Below are 14311 nucleotides of genomic sequence, written 5' to 3' on the forward strand. Positions count from 1 at the left end.
CCCGGGATGGCGGGTCTCCATCCGCGCTGTACGTGAGTCACGTGTCTGGGAGGGCGCATGAGTCCACAAATCGCAACGATCATCGGTCTGGTGATCATGTTCATCGTCGCCACGGCGATGCCGATCAACATGGGCGCCGTCGCCTTCGCGCTGGCCTTCATCATCGGTGGGCTGTGGGTCGACATGGGCGGCAAGGAGGTCCTGGCCGGCTTTCCCGGCGATCTGTTCCTGACCCTGGTCGGCATCACCTACCTGTTCGCCATCGCGCAGAAGAACGGCACCATCGACCTGCTGGTGCACTGGGCGGTGAAAGCGGTACGCGGCCATATCGTGGCCATTCCGTGGGTGATGTTCGTCATCACCGCGGTCCTCACCGCCTTCGGCGCACTCGGCCCCGCCGCGGTGGCGATCATCGGGCCGGTCGCGCTGCGCTTTGCCAAGCAATACAACATCAACCCGCTGATGATGGGCCTGCTGGTCATCCACGGTGCGCAGGCCGGCGGCTTCTCGCCCATCAGCGTGTACGGCAGCATCACCAACGGCGTGGTGCAGAAGGCCGGGCTGGAAGTGACCGAGATGGCGGTGTTCCTGACCAGCCTGGGCTTCAACTTCATGATGGCGACGATCTGCTTCTTCGCCTTCGGTGGCATCGCCCTGCTGCGTCGCGGCTCGATCACCGCAGCAAGAACGATCGGCACTGCCGAACTGGCGATGGCCGGTGGCCCGCAGGCGTCGTCGCGCCAGTTCGCGATCGAAGGCCATGGCGCGCTGGTCGCGGCAGGCGGCGGCACGCTCAGCAATGATCCGGCGGCACTGGATGCGGTGAGCCTGACCCGCGAGCGGTTGTTCACCCTGATCGGCCTGCTCGGCCTGGGCGTTGCCGCATTGATCTACAACCTCAACGTCGGCCTGGTCTCGATCACCGTGGCGGTGGCGCTGGCGCTGTTGTCGCCACAAAGCCAGAAGGGTGCGGTCGATGGCATCAGCTGGTCCACCGTGCTGCTGATCTGCGGCGTGGTGACCTACATCGGCGTGCTGGAACATGCCGGCGCAGTGGACTTCATCGGCAACGGCGTGTCCGATATCGGCATTCCGCTGCTGGGCGCGCTGCTGGTCTGCTACGTCGGCGGCATCGTCTCCGCATTCGCTTCCTCGGCGGCGGTACTTGGCGCCACGATTCCGCTGGCGGTGCCGTTCCTGATGCAGGGCCACCTCAGCGCCGCCGGCGTGATCTGCGCGCTGGCGGTGTCGTCCACCATCGTCGATGTCAGTCCGTTCTCGACCAATGGCGCACTGGTGGTGGCCTCGGCCGCGAAGGAAGAGCGCGAGACCCTGTTCCGCCGCTTCCTGGTGTACAGCGGTCTGGTGGTCGCGCTGGGGCCGCTGCTGGCCTGGCTGGTGTTCGTGGTGCCGGGCTGGATGTAACCGTCGAACGGTCGTGCCGGCCACTGGTCGGCACGACCTGGCGTTACACTCTGCGCATGGCTATTGCCCCTGCCCCGCGGTCACCGAAGAAGCGCGCACCTCTGTACGAAGAGGTGGCCGAACACGTGCGCGAACGCATCTATGACTATCGCCTGCCGCCGGGCGAGTGGATCGACGAGCCCGCGCTGTGCGAAGAACTGGGCATCAGCCGCACGCCGCTGCGCGAGGCGCTGAAGCTGCTTGCTGCCGAAGGCCTGGTGCAGATCGATGCGGGTCGTGGCAGCAGGGTCACGCGACTGACGCTGGAAGACCTCAACCAGCTGTTCCCGGTGATGGCGATGCTGGAAGGCCGCTGCGCGCATGAAGCGGTCAGGCATATCGATGATGCTGGGGTACAGCAGCTGGAAGACCTGCATGCGGCGATGGAAACCGCTGCGGCCGAGGGCAACATCGCCGAGTACTACCGCAACAACTACCTGATCCACGAAACCGTGCAGCACTATGCCGGCAACCCGTGGCTGATCCGCATCACCCACGACCTGCACCGCATCCTGAAGATGCACCGTGGTCGCCAGCTGCTGACTCCGGGCCGTACCGCGCAGTCGCTGGCCGAGCACCGCGAACTGATGGAGTGTTTCCGTAGGCGTGATGCCGCTGCCGCCGAACGCACCATGGAGCGCCACCTGCTCAGCCAGGGCCAGGCGCTGGCCGCCTATGTCGCGGCAGGCGGGTTGTTGAATGTGCCGGCGCCGCTGCCGACCGAAGGCGGCGGCTGAGCGGGCCGTCGTCGCTTTTGTAGAGTCGAGCCATGCTCGACTGCTTTTCGACCAGGCACCGCGGCGTTGGAGCGAAGTGCAGTCGAGCATGGCTCGACTCTACAGAGACCTCAATCGCTGCAGCTGCCACCACCACCGTCACTGCTGCCGCCGTCGCTTCCACAGTCGGAGCTGCTGTGGTTGTGCTGGCTGTAGTTGTCGCCGGAATACCCGCCCGAGTAATCGTAGGCACCGCCGAGACCGTTGTCCCCCCGGCTTCCCGAGCCATCGGCCGTGGCCACCGCCATGCACAGTATTGCGCCCACCAGCGGCAGCAGCCAGATCAGCAGCAACTGCACCGTCCGGCCGCCCGCCGACAGGCCATCACGCCTGACGATCACCACGGTAGCCACCACGTTCAGGCCCAGCACCAGCAGGACCAGCAGAAGGGCAACGATCAGCATGCGGCGACTCCGTGCCTGGACTGGGGGCATTATGGCCTGCCACCCCGGCAATGGCCCTGTCTGTCATGAAGATGGGACAATGTAGGGCGCGCAGGTCTGTCTCCGGGCCGCCGGCGCCCCCCGCACCACACGGAAGAAGAAGAACAACAACATGCTGAAAGTCATTTTCGATACCGACCCGGGCGTCGACGACGCCTTGGCCCTGCTGTACCTGCACAAGCACGCCCAGATCGACCTGATCGGCGTCACCACCACCTTCGGCAATGCCTCGGTGGAGTCGACCACGCACAATGCGCTGTACCTGAAGCAGGCCTGGGGCTTTGCCGCCCCGGTCGCGCGCGGTGCCGGTGGCCCGCTGCAGCCGGAAGCCACCCCGGAAGCCTGGCCGGTGCACATCCACGGCCACAACGGCCTGGGCAACCACCCGGTGCCGGCCGAACTGGACGTGACCGCCGACGCGCGCCCCGCCCACCAGCTGATCATCGACCTGGTCCGCGCCCATCCGGGCGAGGTGACCCTGGTCGCCGTGGGCCGCATGACCAACCTGGCCCTGGCCCTGCAGCAGGCCCCGGACATCGCCGGCCTGGTGCGCGGCGTGGTGCTGATGGGCGGCGCCTTCCACGTCAACGGCAACATCACCCCGGCCGCCGAGGCCAACATCTGGGGCGATGCCGAAGCAGCCGATGTGGTGTTCACCACCGATTGGCCGGTCACCGCGATCGGCCTGGACGTGACCACCCGCGTGGAAATGGACCGTGACGGCCTGGATAAACTGGCCGCCCTCGGCGGTGCCGACGCCGAGCTGGTCCGTGCGCTGTCACAGGACTACGTGGACTTCTACCTGCAGGCCGGCCACAAGGGCATGGTCGTGCACGACTGCTGCGCCTGCATCGCGCTGACCCGTCCGGAGCTGTTCCAGTTCGAGCGTGCCAGCGTGCGCGTGGCCACCGACGGCGTTGCCCGTGGCATGACCATTCCGAAGCCGGAAGGCATGGGCTTCGGCCCCAGCGTGTGGGATGGCCACGTGCTGCAGTCCGTTGCCATCGGCGTGGATGCGGCCGCGGTACTGGCCGACATCGAGCAGACCCTGAAGGTCTGATCGGCTAGCGTCTGGCCCTGCCCGGGACCGTCTCGGGCAGGGTCCACAGCACCGGCAGCACCAGTACCGCCACCAGCGCGATCATCGCGCCCGGTGCCGCCGCCCAGCCGCTGCGTTCCACCCACCATTGCGCCAGCCAAGGCGTCGCGCCGCCGAACACCGCGGTGGCCATGGTCACACCCAGTGCCAACCCGCTGACCCGGCCTTCGCCCGGGAACTGCTCGGCCGTGGCCGGGGCCGCGACCGCACTGACACCACCGGCCACGCAGGCCAGCAGCACCGCCGCCAGCGCGATGCCCAGCGGCGGCGCCTGTGCCATCCAGGCGAACAGGGACAGCGGCAGCAGCGCCGCCAGCAACGTCAGGCCCAGCAACATCGGCCGGCGCCCCACACGGTCGGACAACGCACCGCACAGCGGGGTGATCGCAATCACCGCCACCGCCGCAATCGTCGACAACCACAGCGCGTCGCCTTCGTCGTGGCCCTGCGCATGCAGGAACGCCGGCACGTAGGTGATGCCCACGTAGTAGGTGATCGAGCCCAGCGCCGAGATCGCGAAGGTGCGCGCCACTGCTGCGGGATGGTGGCGCAACACATGCCGCAGCGGCGTGGCGGGAATGCTGCCCTCGCGCCGCTGACGCTCGAACTCCGGCGACTCGTGCATGCCCGAGCGTGCAACCAGGATCACCAGTGCCAGCGCGGCACCGAAGAAGAACGGAATGCGCCAGCCCCAGCTGTCCAGCTGCGCGGTGGGCAGCAGCGCGACAGTGAGCGCGGAAATCGCCACCGCCAGCAGCGCCCCCACTTCACTGGCTGCCGACGCCAGCGAGGTCACCAGGCCTCGTCGCCGCACGGGTGCGCTTTCCAGCAGGTACGCCACCACGCCGGTGTATTCACCGCCGACCGAAAACGCCATCACGCAGCGCAGTACCAGCAACAGCACGCCTGCTGTAGTACCTGCCGTGGCCGCTGTCGGCAGCAGGGCAGTGGCCAGCATTGCCGCTGCCATCAACGCCATCGAAGCCAGCAGCATCCAGCGCCGGCCTAGCCGATCGCCCAGATGGCCAAAACACAGCGCGCCCAGCGGGCGCATCAGGTAGGACACCGCAAAGCCGGCCAGCGTGACCAGCAGCGCCTGCTCGCCACCACCGAAGAACACCCGCGACAGCACCGTGGCGAAGTACAGGTACAGGGTGAAGTCGTACCACTCCACTACCGTGGACAGGCCGGCCACCCACATCGAGCGCTGCCGCGCTACCGTCATTGCGTGTTCGCCTTCAACAGCCTCGATCCCGATTGTGCAGGTTCCAGGGAGGGTGGCATGTCCGGGGTGAAACGCGGGTCAGTACCTGGCCTACATGGCGCGGAACGCACCGAGATAGCGTCGGCTGACCGGCAACACCTCATCGCGACCGCGCAGGTGCAGCTGGGCGGTCTCGTTGTCGCCGCGCACCAGCAGCTTCACCGCGTGCCGGTTGACCACCGCCGAGCGGTGCACCTGCACGAAGCTGTCCGGGTCGAGCTGCTGCACCAGGTCCTTCAGCGGAAGCGCGATCACGGCCTCGCCCGGGCGGCCATCGTCCTCGCGCCAACCGACCTGCGTGTACTTGCTGTCGGCGCGCAGGAAGTCCACGGCGCTGCAGGGAATCACCCGCAGCACGTTGCCGACCTGCGCATGCAGCCAACGCAGCGGCGTCGGCGCCGGCAGCGACAGGCGCTCGGCCAGCTGCTGCAGCTGCCGTTGCAGGTCCTGCAACGGCGGTGGCTGCTGGAGGCGCTGCTGCAGCCGCTGCACCGTATCGTACAGGCGCTGCGCGTCCACCGGCTTGACCAGGTAATCCAGCGCGCCCTGTGCGAACGCCTGCACCGCATAGGCATCATAGGCCGTGACGAACACCACCTGCGCACGCCGCGCGACGCGCGCGGCGACATCGATACCGGACAGGCCCGGCATGTGGATGTCGAGGAAACAGACCTGCGGCCGCAGGGTCTCGAACGCCTGGAGCGCTTCGCGGCCGTTGCGCGCCTGCGCCACCACCTGCAGCTGCGGCCACGCCTGCGCCAGCTGCGCTGCCAGCGCCTGCCGCAGCAGCGGTTCGTCATCGGCAATGAGCGCGGTGGCGATCACGCCACACACTCCCGGGCCGGGAGCCGAAGACGCGCGATCGCACCGCGTTGCGGACCCGCCTGCAACTGCAGCGAAGCGGCATCGCCATACAACAGCTGCAGCCGCTGGCGCAGCGCCTGCAGGCCCGTGCCAAGACCCGGCGCGGCATCGGCCAGGCCCAGGCCGTCGTCACTCACACTCACTTCATAGCGGGCATCTTCGCGCCAGGCCCGTACCACCACCTCGCCACCGTCTTCGCAGGGGTCAATGCCATGGCGGATCGCATTCTCCACTAGGGTCAGCACGGACAAGCCCGGGCACGCCAGCGCCAGCGCCTCCTCTGCGATCTCCAGCCGGAAGCGCAGCCGATCCGGCATGCGCATGTGCATCAGTTCCAGGTAGGCAGCCACCAGCGCGATCTCTTCCTCCATCCGTACCATCGGCTGCTGCAGGCGCGGCACGCTGCCACGCAGGTAGGCCACCAGATGGCGCATCACCACCGATGCCTGCGGAGATCCGCTGTCCACCAGCGCCTGCAGGTTGGCCAGGGTGTTGAACAGGAAATGGGGGGCGACCTGGCGTTGCAGCAACTGCACGCGTGCCTCCAGCGCCTGTCGCTCCAGTTCGCTGCGCTCGAGCGCGAAAGCCAGCGCCTGGTGCCGGGCCAGCGCATCCTTGTGCCGCACCAGCGCGGCGAGCGCCACCCATGGCGCCACCAGCAGGCCAACCACGGTGAGGGTCAGGAAGCCGGTCCAGCGATCGGGGTCCTGCCAGAACGGCGGTGCTGCCGCGTCGGTGCCTGCCAGATAGATTGCCAGCGTCCCCAGCGGAATCACCGCCGCCACTGCGAGGATCTGCAGTACCCAGCGCGACAGCCAACCCGGCAATGACCGCGGCCAGCGCTCCAGCGCGGTGAACACCAGCATCGCCGCCATGCCCAGCGCCAGCGCGCGCGGCAGTACCGACCACCACGGATGCCAGTCGATGACCAGCAGCGCACCGAGCGCCAGCGAGATGCCTGCACACCACAGGGTCCGGTGCAGCAGCGAAACCGGCGGTGGCGGCAGTACGTCGGACATGACAGGCAGCATAGCGCTTCGCCACTGCGGCACGTCAGCCGGCCGCGAGCGGCGGCCACCACATCAACGCCGCCGCTGCCAGGCTGCCGGCAAGGGTCGCCAGCGCCGCAACCAGCAGCGTCGCGCAGGCCAGCCAGGCACGAAGGCCCCCCGCCTGCCGCTGGGCGCGCAGGTACAGTTCCAGCACCGCCAGGGGCAGCAGGGTCTGCGCGAAGGCCAATGCGGTCAGCGCCGGCCCAGTGAACGTATCCGCATCGAAGCCGGCCGGGCCCTGGTTGAGCAGCAGCCACAGCATCAGGCCGATGCGGAAGAACCACACCCCGCCCACCGCCAGGAACAGGCGCAGTGCCCAGACGCGGTGCTCGGTGATGCGTCGCTGTCGCGCGTGCCACCACGCTGCTGCCGCAAACCACAGGATCAATACGGCGTTGAGCGAGGTACCGAGGTGCTGGGCAGTGTCACCGGCGGCACCACCGCGTATCCACACCATCGCCAGGCCGCCCAGCGCCAGCAACGCGGCAGCCGCCATGTAGAACCGGCCATTCCAGCGGTGTACGGCCGGCGCCCAGCGCCGCAACGCAGGCCACAGCTGCAGCCAACCACCCAGCACGATGCCGGCCGCGAGCAGCAGGTGCATCGCCAGCACTGCATTGAAGGCCGTCGCACCGGCCGCATAGCCATGTGGCATCACCTCGTTCCAGCGCTGCGGCTGGCCGGCCAGCGTGCTGCTTCCGTAGAACCCCACGATGTAGATGGCAAACAGCAGCTGGCCAAGCGCGGCAGCGCCCAGCCAGGCAAGGGCTCCGATCCGCAACAGGCGCTGGTGGCGCCGCAGGGGATCCCCGTTGGCGCGCGCCGGGCGACCTTCGGTGATGGCAAGGGCAGGCAGGGACATGGCACGGCTTCCTTCGGGGAGGGCGCCATTGTTCGCCCCCGCCACGCCCATGGAAGTGCTGACCACGATCAATGACGGCCTGCGCCGACGGGAGACGCGCGGCGGCGACCGCTGGCGTACTGGAATCCTTGGCTACGGAGTGCCCGCTGCCTGCATGTATTGCGTCTCATGCCCGGTGAAGCGCTCACCGTCAAAGCCGAAGCAGAAGCGCCCTTGTTCGAACACGCGGTAGACCAGCAGCGCACCATCCAGGCAGAACTGCTGCTGGTCGACGCCCGTTTCGAGGGTTCCGTAGCGGATGGCGTCTCCCCCCTTCTCCGCCGGACCGGTAAACGCATCGACCGGCAATGGCGTGACGCGACCCGTGCGGGTGTCGACCAGCACCACCGAGCGCTGGAAAAACTCGGGGCGATCATCGACCTGGACCAGCAGGTAGTGCTGGTTGAAGTTGGGCTTCTCGTTCCTGAGCGCTTCCTCGACGCGCACCACGTGCTGCGCATCGCAGAAATCGACCGGGCTGTAGCGATAGCTGCACCCGTCGTGGTCGTAGGGCAGGTTCATGCCGGAATAGCTCACGCCTGCCTGGTTGTCCAGGTCGTCTCCCGGTTCCGGCGTGCTGCACAGCAGCCACGAGCGCTGTGCATCCTCGGGATCGGCCATCAATTTCGGCTCGCGTCCCGCCTCGTAGGCCGGACCGCCCGGGAAATCCTGCCCGAACTGATGGCGGACAATCGAGCGTGCCCTCTCCAGCGGCAGGCCGATCTTCGCACCACGGAATGAAACGAACGTCATCGTCGGCAGGATCACCTCCTCCACCGGCAATCCTTTCCATTGCCCCTGCACGCAGAACGTGGCGATCTCGTTCTCCTCGTCCTCCTTGCAAGGCTTCGGCGCGTTCGCAGCCAACCAGGGATGAGCCGGACGCCCAGTCTGCTGATCGATGTACCAGCCGTCCAGCGCGCAGGTTGGCAGGACATCGATTAGCGGAGAGAGGTCTGTTGCCGTGGCCGGGGCGGCAAGCGGTGTGCCCTTTGGGGGGGCCCCGGCCGGCGCATCCGGTGTGCGCTGGCATGCCGCCAGCACGAGTAGACCTGCCAGCAGCGCGACGTGGCGCGGATGCCGGATTGAATGATGCGTTCCCTGCATTGCGTGTTCCCTGGTTTCAGAACCCGGTGCAGATGATCGCCGATCCGGGGCCGGCTGGGATGCTGGCTGCGGCACGATCTCCACGCATGGCGTGGAGCTACCGGTTGTGCCGGCTTCCCGCCCGGTACGCTGCGTAGGCACCGAGGATCTTCTGCAGCCGCGCGCGCTGCTTCGTTCCCATGGATACCCGCTGCACGCGCTTCAACAGCGTCTTCCACATGTATCCGGAACGGAAAAAATAGGGTCGCACTTCAAGGAAGGTCAGCGCGACATCCAGCGTATTCGGGTCGTGCTCGGCCAGCCGTGTCAACGCGTTGGCATAGCCTCCCGGAAACGCCAGCTGCTCGTAGTGCTGGTGGAACTCGGCACAGGCCGCAGCGTGCCGTTCCCGTTCTTCCGGCCCACGCCAGCGTGCACCTGCGGTATCGCGGATCACCTGGCGGAGCCGGTTGATCTCGTCGGCATTGGCGCGGATAAGGCGCTCCATCGGTGCGCGGGAATGGGCCATGGGTCTTTCCAGCTCTGACCCCATCTCCGGTCAAGGCGCGCGGCGCAGCGTCACCAGGGTGATCTCCGACGGCACGCCGATGCGCGCGGGGAATCCGGCCCACAAGCCAGCGCCATTGCTCACGTACAGGGTCATCCCGTCCACCTCGTAGCGGCCGGAAACATAGCCGCCATTGGCCCGCTTCACCAGCTGGTCCATGCCGATGATCTGCCCGCCGTGGGTATGCCCGGACAACTGCAGCTTCACACCGCGCGCAGCGGCCTCACGTGCATTGCGCGGGCGATGGTCGAGCAGGATCACCGGCGCGGAGGGATCGGCACCGGCCAATGCGGCGTCCAGATCCGGCAGCGGCAGGCCATAGCGTGCAGCCACCGGGTCGGTGACACCGGCGATGGTCAGCGCCGCATCGCCACGCCGCACCTGCAGATGACTGTTCTCCAGCACCTGCATGTGCAGCGCGCGGAACGCCTGCATCCAGTCCTGGTACTGAGCGTAGTACTCGTGGTTGCCGGTGATGGCGATGACGCCATCCGGCGCCTGCAGATCGGCCAACGGTCGCGCGTCGTTGCGACGGGCCTCGACGCTGCCGTCGATCAGGTCGCCAGTGATCACGATCAGGTCCGGCCTCAGCGCGTTGCTCTCGTCCACCACCCTGCGCACCCACTCGCCGGTCAGCAGCCGGCTGGCATGGATGTCGGTCAGCTGCAGCACGCGATAGCCGTCGAACGCGGCTGGCAGCCCGGCGATGCTCACCTCGATCTGCCGGGGCTTCGGCACGGCCATGCCCTGGCTGACGCCGTAGCCACTGACCAGCAGGGCCAGCATGCCTGCCGCCGGCCGCAGGCTCCGCGTGCGCAATGCGGCTACCGCACGTGGCCAGCGCAGCAGGCGGGAAGCGACCAGGCCCACATCCAGCGCCAGCATCAGCAACGCCAGCAGCAACACCGCCGTGGAGCCGGTGGCCAGCGTGGCGATGGCCAGTTTCGGAATCTCGGGCGAGGCCATCGTGCCCCAGAACACGGCCACGATGCGCAGCTGCACGGCAACACCCACCAACAGCAGTGACAGCACGACTTTCATCCAGATGGGCATGCGCAGCGGCCAGAACAGGCGCCAGGCCACATACAGGCCCATCAACAAACCGATCGTACTCAGCACTGCAACCATCCGGGAAGGAAAGCGGGCCCGCCATGGTGACGGTTGCGGGCCGTGTTGTGTAGAGCCGAGCCCATGCTCGGCTGCTCAACATGCAGCCGAGCCTGGGCTCGGCTCTACAGCAACAGGTGGGTCAGGCCATTCCGTCGAGGCGTTCAATCCGCAGGCGGGCAATGCGACGCATTCCGTCGAGGCGTTCAATCCGCAGGCGGGCAATGCGACGCTTCTCCATCGCCAGTACGGTGATGCGTACATCTGCAATCTCCACCGCGTCACCGATGTCCGGCAGGCGTCCCAACTGCTCCAGCACCAGTCCGGAGATGGTCATGTAGTCGGCACTGCGCGGCAGCGATACGCCGGCCAGGCGCTGCAGGTCGTCCAGGGTCAGCGCGCCATCGGCCTCCCAGCAATCTTCACCCAGCGCGACCACGCCATAGCGCTCGTCCTGGGTGTCGACCAGGTCACCGGCAATGGCCGCCAACAGGTCGTTGGCGGTCACCAGGCCTTCCACGCTGCCGTACTCGTCCACCGCCACCGCCAACGGCACCGGGTGCTGGCGGATCAGTTCCAGCGCCTGCAGCGCACTGGCGCCGGACAGCACGTACTGCGGCTCACGCAGGTTGCCTTCCAGCTGCAGCGGCTTGCCCTGCAGCAGGTCGGCCAGCAGGTCGCGGCTCTGCACCACACCGCGCAGGCTGTCCAGATCACCATCGCCGACCAGCAGGCGGGTGTGCGGCGATGCCACCAGGCGTGCCACCACATCCTCCTGCCCACGTGCCAGGTCGATCCACTGCACGTCGGCACGCACGGTCATCACGCTCGACACCGGGCGATCCGCCAGCCCCAGCACGCTGCGGATCATCTCGTGCTCGGCCGGCTGCAGGCGCTCTTCGGCATCGACGTGTTCGTCAGCACTTTCGTCGTCGTGGCCATTGGCCGGGCGCGCGCCCAGCATGCGCAGCACCGCATCCGCAGTGCGCTGGCGGAACGGCTGGCGGCGCTCGTTGCGCTCGCGGTTGAAGCGTACCCACTGGTTGAACGCTTCAACCAGGATCGAGAAGGCGATGGCCGCGTACAGGTAGCCCTTCGGGATCTTGTAGCCCAGGCCCTCGGCCACCAGGCTGAAACCGATCATCAGCAGGAAGCCCAGGCACAGCACCACCACCGTGGGATGCTTGTTGACGAAGCGGGTCAGCGGCTTGCTGGCCACCAGCATCAATGCCATCGCGATGGTCACCGCGGCGTACATCACGCCCAGGTTGTCGACCATGCCGACCGCAGTGATCACCGAGTCCAGCGAGAACACCGCGTCGAGTACCACGATCTGTGCCACGACCATCGCGAAGCTGGCGTAGACCTTCTTGCCATCCTCGTGGTGCTCGCGGCCTTCCAGCCGTTCGTGCAGCTCCATGGTGCCCTTGAACAGCAGGAACAGGCCGCCACCCAGCAGGATCAGGTCGCGTCCGGAGAAACTGTGGTCGAACAGCGTCAAAAGCGGCTCGGTGAGTTTCATGATCCAGGCCAGCGCGGCCAGCAGCACCAGCCGCATCAGCAGGGCCAGCGCCAGGCCGATCACCCGCGCGCGGTCGCGCTGGTGCGGCGGAAGCTTGTCGGCAAGGATCGCGATGAACACCAGGTTGTCGATGCCGAGAACGATCTCCAGCACGACCAGGGTTGCAAGGCCCATCCATATCGAGGGGTCAGCCAACCATTCCATTTCAGGTCCGTTTCGTCAGTAGGGAGGGAAAAAGGGAAAGCACTCAGTCAGCGTCCTGCGCCTGCGTCGGGTCATGCCCGAGCAGATCACCGGGCGTGCACTGCAGCTCACGGCAGATCGCATCCAGGGTGGAAAAGCGGATGGCACGCGCCTTGCCGGTTTTCAGGATCGACAGGTTGGCCAGGGTGATGTCGATGCGCCCGGCCAGCTCGGACAGGGTCATGCCCCGTTCCTGCAGCATGCGGTCCAGGGTGATGACAATCGCCATCAGATGACACCATCGAGGTCATCGCGCATCGCTGCGCCCACGGCGAACACGCGCGCCAGCACGAACAGCATCAGCACCGCCACCAGGCCGGTGATCGACATGCCGCCGCCCACCTCCATCCAGGTGAAGTCGGGCCCCATCCAGGCCGCGTAAGCGCCGATCAGGATCGACAGCAGCTCCATAGCCAGCATCAGCCAGGCCATGCGTTGCAGGCGCTGCGCGTTGGCGTGGGTGAACGGCCGCTCGCGCGCCGCCGACTTCAGCAGCCGCAGCAGATGGCGCAGGAACAGCAGGCACAGCACCAGCAGCGCGACGATCGCGCCCAGGCCGAGGCAGAAGTGCAGGAACAGGTCGTTGCCGTGTACGGCAACAGCACCGGCATCATGGACGCTGTCGAGTAGCCAGCGGCGGTCATGGGCGACCAGTGGCACGGCCAGCAGTGCGGCCAGGATGCCCAGCCAGCACATCGCCCGGACGGCCTGTACGGCGGCCTGGGCCAGGGTGAACAGGCCTCGCGCGGGTCTGGCGCGGGCGGGACGAGCGGTCAAGCGGCCTCCGGCGTTGGGGTGGCCTCGCCGCCCCGGGGTGGATTTATCGATAAACGATATATCACATGCCGCGTGAAAGGCTGAACCGCAGCGCGACTCCTGTCAGGGGCCGGGCGCGCCCTGCTCCAGCATCGCTTCACCGGGCGTGGCCGAGGCCATCGCCTGCACGCCCGCATCGGCGGCCTGCCGCGTGACCAGGCGGAAGCGCACCTGCAGCTTGCCCTGCCCCGGCGTGGCCCAGCCGTACTGGATGGCCACCTGATCGGCCGATAGTGGCCCACGCCCTGGCAGCGATCGCACCTGCAACGGCTTGGGTGCGGCCTGCACCAACCGGGCGAATCCCTTCTGCACGACCGCCGCGTCGGCCTTTTCGGCGTAGACCGAACACGTGCCATCGTCAGCCCAGCTCACCGCATAGCGGCCACTGGCCAGAGGCACCATCCAGGCCACGCCCGATTGCCCCTGCAACAGCGTCGCGGCTTCGGCGGGCTGCAGCGGCGACAGCCCATTGGATTCCATCAGCGACTGCAACCGCGCCGGGGCACCGATGTGCTGCATGCAGGCGGTGTCGAACAGCTCGCTGAAGGGATCCTGCGCCGGGGCCTTGGCCTTGGGCGTACGCGCGGGTTGCGCCACCGCCAGGGTGGGCAGCAGGACCAAAGCCAGCCAGAACGCAGGACGCATCGGGATTCCACGCTACGGAAAACAGCAGGGAGGATGGCAAAGCCCGGGCGCGCCGCGCAATGGGTCATGGCTTGACAGCCGCCACCGACGGGAGGAATATCAATTAACGAATTAGTTAATTAGCTCGCCATGGACCGTATCTTCGAAGCCCTCGCCTCCACCGCCCGCCGGCAGATCCTGGCCTATCTCAGCGCCGGCGAGCTCAGCGCGGGCGAACTGGCCGAACGCTTCGACTTCAGCAAGCCGGCGCTGTCCAGCCACCTGCGCATCCTCGAGGAAGCCGGCCTGATCGAACGCGAGAAGCGCGGCCAGTTCGTGTACTTCCGGCAGGTGCCCGACCGTTTGGCCAACACGTTGTTCTCGTGGGCGGCCGAAGTCTGTCCGGTCGGCGGTCCGCTCAAGCGCGAAGCACGCGCGCGTCGCAAGTCCCCTGCCCGCTGATCCACCCTGCCAAGGAGCAT

At 67.3% G+C, this 14311-nt stretch carries 16 protein-coding genes; 4 read left to right on the forward strand and 12 right to left on the reverse strand.

Annotated features, from left to right (window positions below; genetic code table 11):
* The first annotated feature begins 57 nt into the window (after positions 1–57).
* A complete protein-coding gene (locus tag AC13FN_RS02255; RefSeq protein ID WP_482984256.1) occupies positions 58–1425 on the forward strand; it encodes an SLC13 family permease in 1368 nt (455 codons plus the stop codon).
* A 56-nt stretch (positions 1426–1481) separates the two neighbouring features.
* Positions 1482–2201 carry a GntR family transcriptional regulator gene (locus AC13FN_RS02260; protein WP_049448714.1) on the forward strand — a complete coding sequence of 240 codons (720 nt, stop codon included), beginning with the start codon at positions 1482–1484 and terminating at the stop codon, positions 2199–2201.
* A 110-nt stretch (positions 2202–2311) separates the two neighbouring features.
* Here AC13FN_RS02260 and AC13FN_RS02265 read toward each other — a convergent pair whose 3' ends face one another.
* The gene (locus AC13FN_RS02265; protein ID WP_019336975.1) at positions 2312–2644 is read right to left on the reverse strand and encodes a hypothetical protein; all 333 of its coding nucleotides are present in this window, start codon (positions 2642–2644) and stop codon (positions 2312–2314) included.
* A gap of 151 nt (positions 2645–2795) precedes the next feature.
* Here AC13FN_RS02265 and AC13FN_RS02270 point away from each other — a divergent pair, with 151 nt between their 5' ends.
* Positions 2796–3743 (forward strand): nucleoside hydrolase, encoded by a 948-nt coding sequence (locus tag AC13FN_RS02270; RefSeq protein ID WP_049413510.1) that lies wholly within the window; start codon positions 2796–2798, stop codon positions 3741–3743.
* A gap of 4 nt (positions 3744–3747) precedes the next feature.
* Here AC13FN_RS02270 and AC13FN_RS02275 read toward each other — a convergent pair whose 3' ends face one another.
* From AC13FN_RS02275 to AC13FN_RS02325, 11 genes are all read right to left on the reverse strand, one after another.
* A complete protein-coding gene (locus AC13FN_RS02275) occupies positions 3748–5007 on the reverse strand; it encodes an MFS transporter (RefSeq protein ID WP_049434560.1) in 1260 nt (419 codons plus the stop codon).
* A gap of 90 nt (positions 5008–5097) precedes the next feature.
* Positions 5098–5871: a LytR/AlgR family response regulator transcription factor gene (locus AC13FN_RS02280; protein ID WP_312391069.1), complete on the reverse strand. Its 774-nt coding sequence runs from the start codon at positions 5869–5871 to the stop codon at positions 5098–5100.
* Entirely contained in the window at positions 5868–6929 is a 1062-nt protein-coding gene (locus AC13FN_RS02285; protein ID WP_230080544.1) for a histidine kinase, read from the reverse strand. The genes AC13FN_RS02280 and AC13FN_RS02285 overlap by 4 nt, the downstream gene beginning before the upstream one ends.
* 34 nt (positions 6930–6963) lie before the next feature.
* A complete protein-coding gene (locus AC13FN_RS02290; protein ID WP_053091865.1) occupies positions 6964–7824 on the reverse strand; it encodes a DUF2306 domain-containing protein in 861 nt (286 codons plus the stop codon).
* A 132-nt stretch (positions 7825–7956) separates the two neighbouring features.
* Complete coding sequence (locus AC13FN_RS02295) at positions 7957–8970, reverse strand: hypothetical protein (protein ID WP_482984255.1); 1014 nt, start codon at positions 8968–8970, stop codon at positions 7957–7959.
* Positions 8971–9067: 97 nt separating this feature from the next.
* Complete coding sequence (locus tag AC13FN_RS02300) at positions 9068–9478, reverse strand: hypothetical protein (RefSeq protein WP_049434553.1); 411 nt, start codon at positions 9476–9478, stop codon at positions 9068–9070.
* Between the two features lie 30 nt (positions 9479–9508).
* Positions 9509–10645, reverse strand: a complete 1137-nt coding sequence (locus AC13FN_RS02305) for a metallophosphoesterase (RefSeq protein ID WP_482984254.1) — start codon at positions 10643–10645, stop codon at positions 9509–9511.
* A 121-nt stretch (positions 10646–10766) separates the two neighbouring features.
* On the reverse strand, positions 10767–12350 hold the full coding sequence (locus AC13FN_RS02310) for a TerC family protein (RefSeq protein WP_482995095.1): 1584 nt from the start codon (positions 12348–12350) through the stop codon (positions 10767–10769).
* Between the two features lie 43 nt (positions 12351–12393).
* Positions 12394–12618 carry a helix-turn-helix domain-containing protein gene (locus AC13FN_RS02315; RefSeq protein ID WP_010483459.1) on the reverse strand — a complete coding sequence of 75 codons (225 nt, stop codon included), beginning with the start codon at positions 12616–12618 and terminating at the stop codon, positions 12394–12396.
* On the reverse strand, positions 12618–13085 hold the full coding sequence (locus AC13FN_RS02320) for a DUF2975 domain-containing protein (RefSeq protein WP_482984355.1): 468 nt from the start codon (positions 13083–13085) through the stop codon (positions 12618–12620). Before AC13FN_RS02320 ends, AC13FN_RS02315 begins: the two co-directional genes overlap by 1 nt.
* A 183-nt stretch (positions 13086–13268) precedes the next feature.
* Positions 13269–13850: an NMCC_0638 family (lipo)protein gene (locus tag AC13FN_RS02325; RefSeq protein ID WP_482984252.1), complete on the reverse strand. Its 582-nt coding sequence runs from the start codon at positions 13848–13850 to the stop codon at positions 13269–13271.
* A gap of 129 nt (positions 13851–13979) precedes the next feature.
* Here AC13FN_RS02325 and AC13FN_RS02330 point away from each other — a divergent pair, with 129 nt between their 5' ends.
* Positions 13980–14291, forward strand: a complete 312-nt coding sequence (locus AC13FN_RS02330; RefSeq protein WP_004147836.1) for a metalloregulator ArsR/SmtB family transcription factor — start codon at positions 13980–13982, stop codon at positions 14289–14291.
* Positions 14292–14311: the final 20 nt, after the last annotated feature.

The organism is Stenotrophomonas sp. 115C5 (assembly GCF_056861055.1).

Excerpts from the sequence above, each read along its gene's own strand:
- AC13FN_RS02255 (WP_482984256.1), top strand. The coding sequence starts at position 58 with ATGAGTCCACAAATCGCAACGATCATCGGTCTGGTGATCATGTTCATC.
- AC13FN_RS02260 (WP_049448714.1), top strand. The coding sequence starts at position 1,482 with ATGGCTATTGCCCCTGCCCCGCGGTCACCGAAGAAGCGCGCACCTCTG.
- AC13FN_RS02265 (WP_019336975.1), bottom strand. The coding sequence starts at position 2,644 with ATGCTGATCGTTGCCCTTCTGCTGGTCCTGCTGGTGCTGGGCCTGAAC.
- AC13FN_RS02270 (WP_049413510.1), top strand. The coding sequence starts at position 2,796 with ATGCTGAAAGTCATTTTCGATACCGACCCGGGCGTCGACGACGCCTTG.
- AC13FN_RS02275 (WP_049434560.1), bottom strand. The coding sequence starts at position 5,007 with ATGACGGTAGCGCGGCAGCGCTCGATGTGGGTGGCCGGCCTGTCCACG.
- AC13FN_RS02285 (WP_230080544.1), bottom strand. The coding sequence starts at position 6,929 with ATGTCCGACGTACTGCCGCCACCGCCGGTTTCGCTGCTGCACCGGACC.
- AC13FN_RS02290 (WP_053091865.1), bottom strand. The coding sequence starts at position 7,824 with ATGTCCCTGCCTGCCCTTGCCATCACCGAAGGTCGCCCGGCGCGCGCC.
- AC13FN_RS02295 (WP_482984255.1), bottom strand. The coding sequence starts at position 8,970 with ATGCAGGGAACGCATCATTCAATCCGGCATCCGCGCCACGTCGCGCTG.
- AC13FN_RS02300 (WP_049434553.1), bottom strand. The coding sequence starts at position 9,478 with ATGGCCCATTCCCGCGCACCGATGGAGCGCCTTATCCGCGCCAATGCC.
- AC13FN_RS02305 (WP_482984254.1), bottom strand. The coding sequence starts at position 10,645 with ATGGTTGCAGTGCTGAGTACGATCGGTTTGTTGATGGGCCTGTATGTG.
- AC13FN_RS02310 (WP_482995095.1), bottom strand. The coding sequence starts at position 12,350 with ATGGAATGGTTGGCTGACCCCTCGATATGGATGGGCCTTGCAACCCTG.
- AC13FN_RS02315 (WP_010483459.1), bottom strand. The coding sequence starts at position 12,618 with ATGGCGATTGTCATCACCCTGGACCGCATGCTGCAGGAACGGGGCATG.
- AC13FN_RS02320 (WP_482984355.1), bottom strand. The coding sequence starts at position 13,085 with ATGTGCTGGCTGGGCATCCTGGCCGCACTGCTGGCCGTGCCACTGGTC.
- AC13FN_RS02325 (WP_482984252.1), bottom strand. The coding sequence starts at position 13,850 with ATGCGTCCTGCGTTCTGGCTGGCTTTGGTCCTGCTGCCCACCCTGGCG.
- AC13FN_RS02330 (WP_004147836.1), top strand. The coding sequence starts at position 13,980 with ATGGACCGTATCTTCGAAGCCCTCGCCTCCACCGCCCGCCGGCAGATC.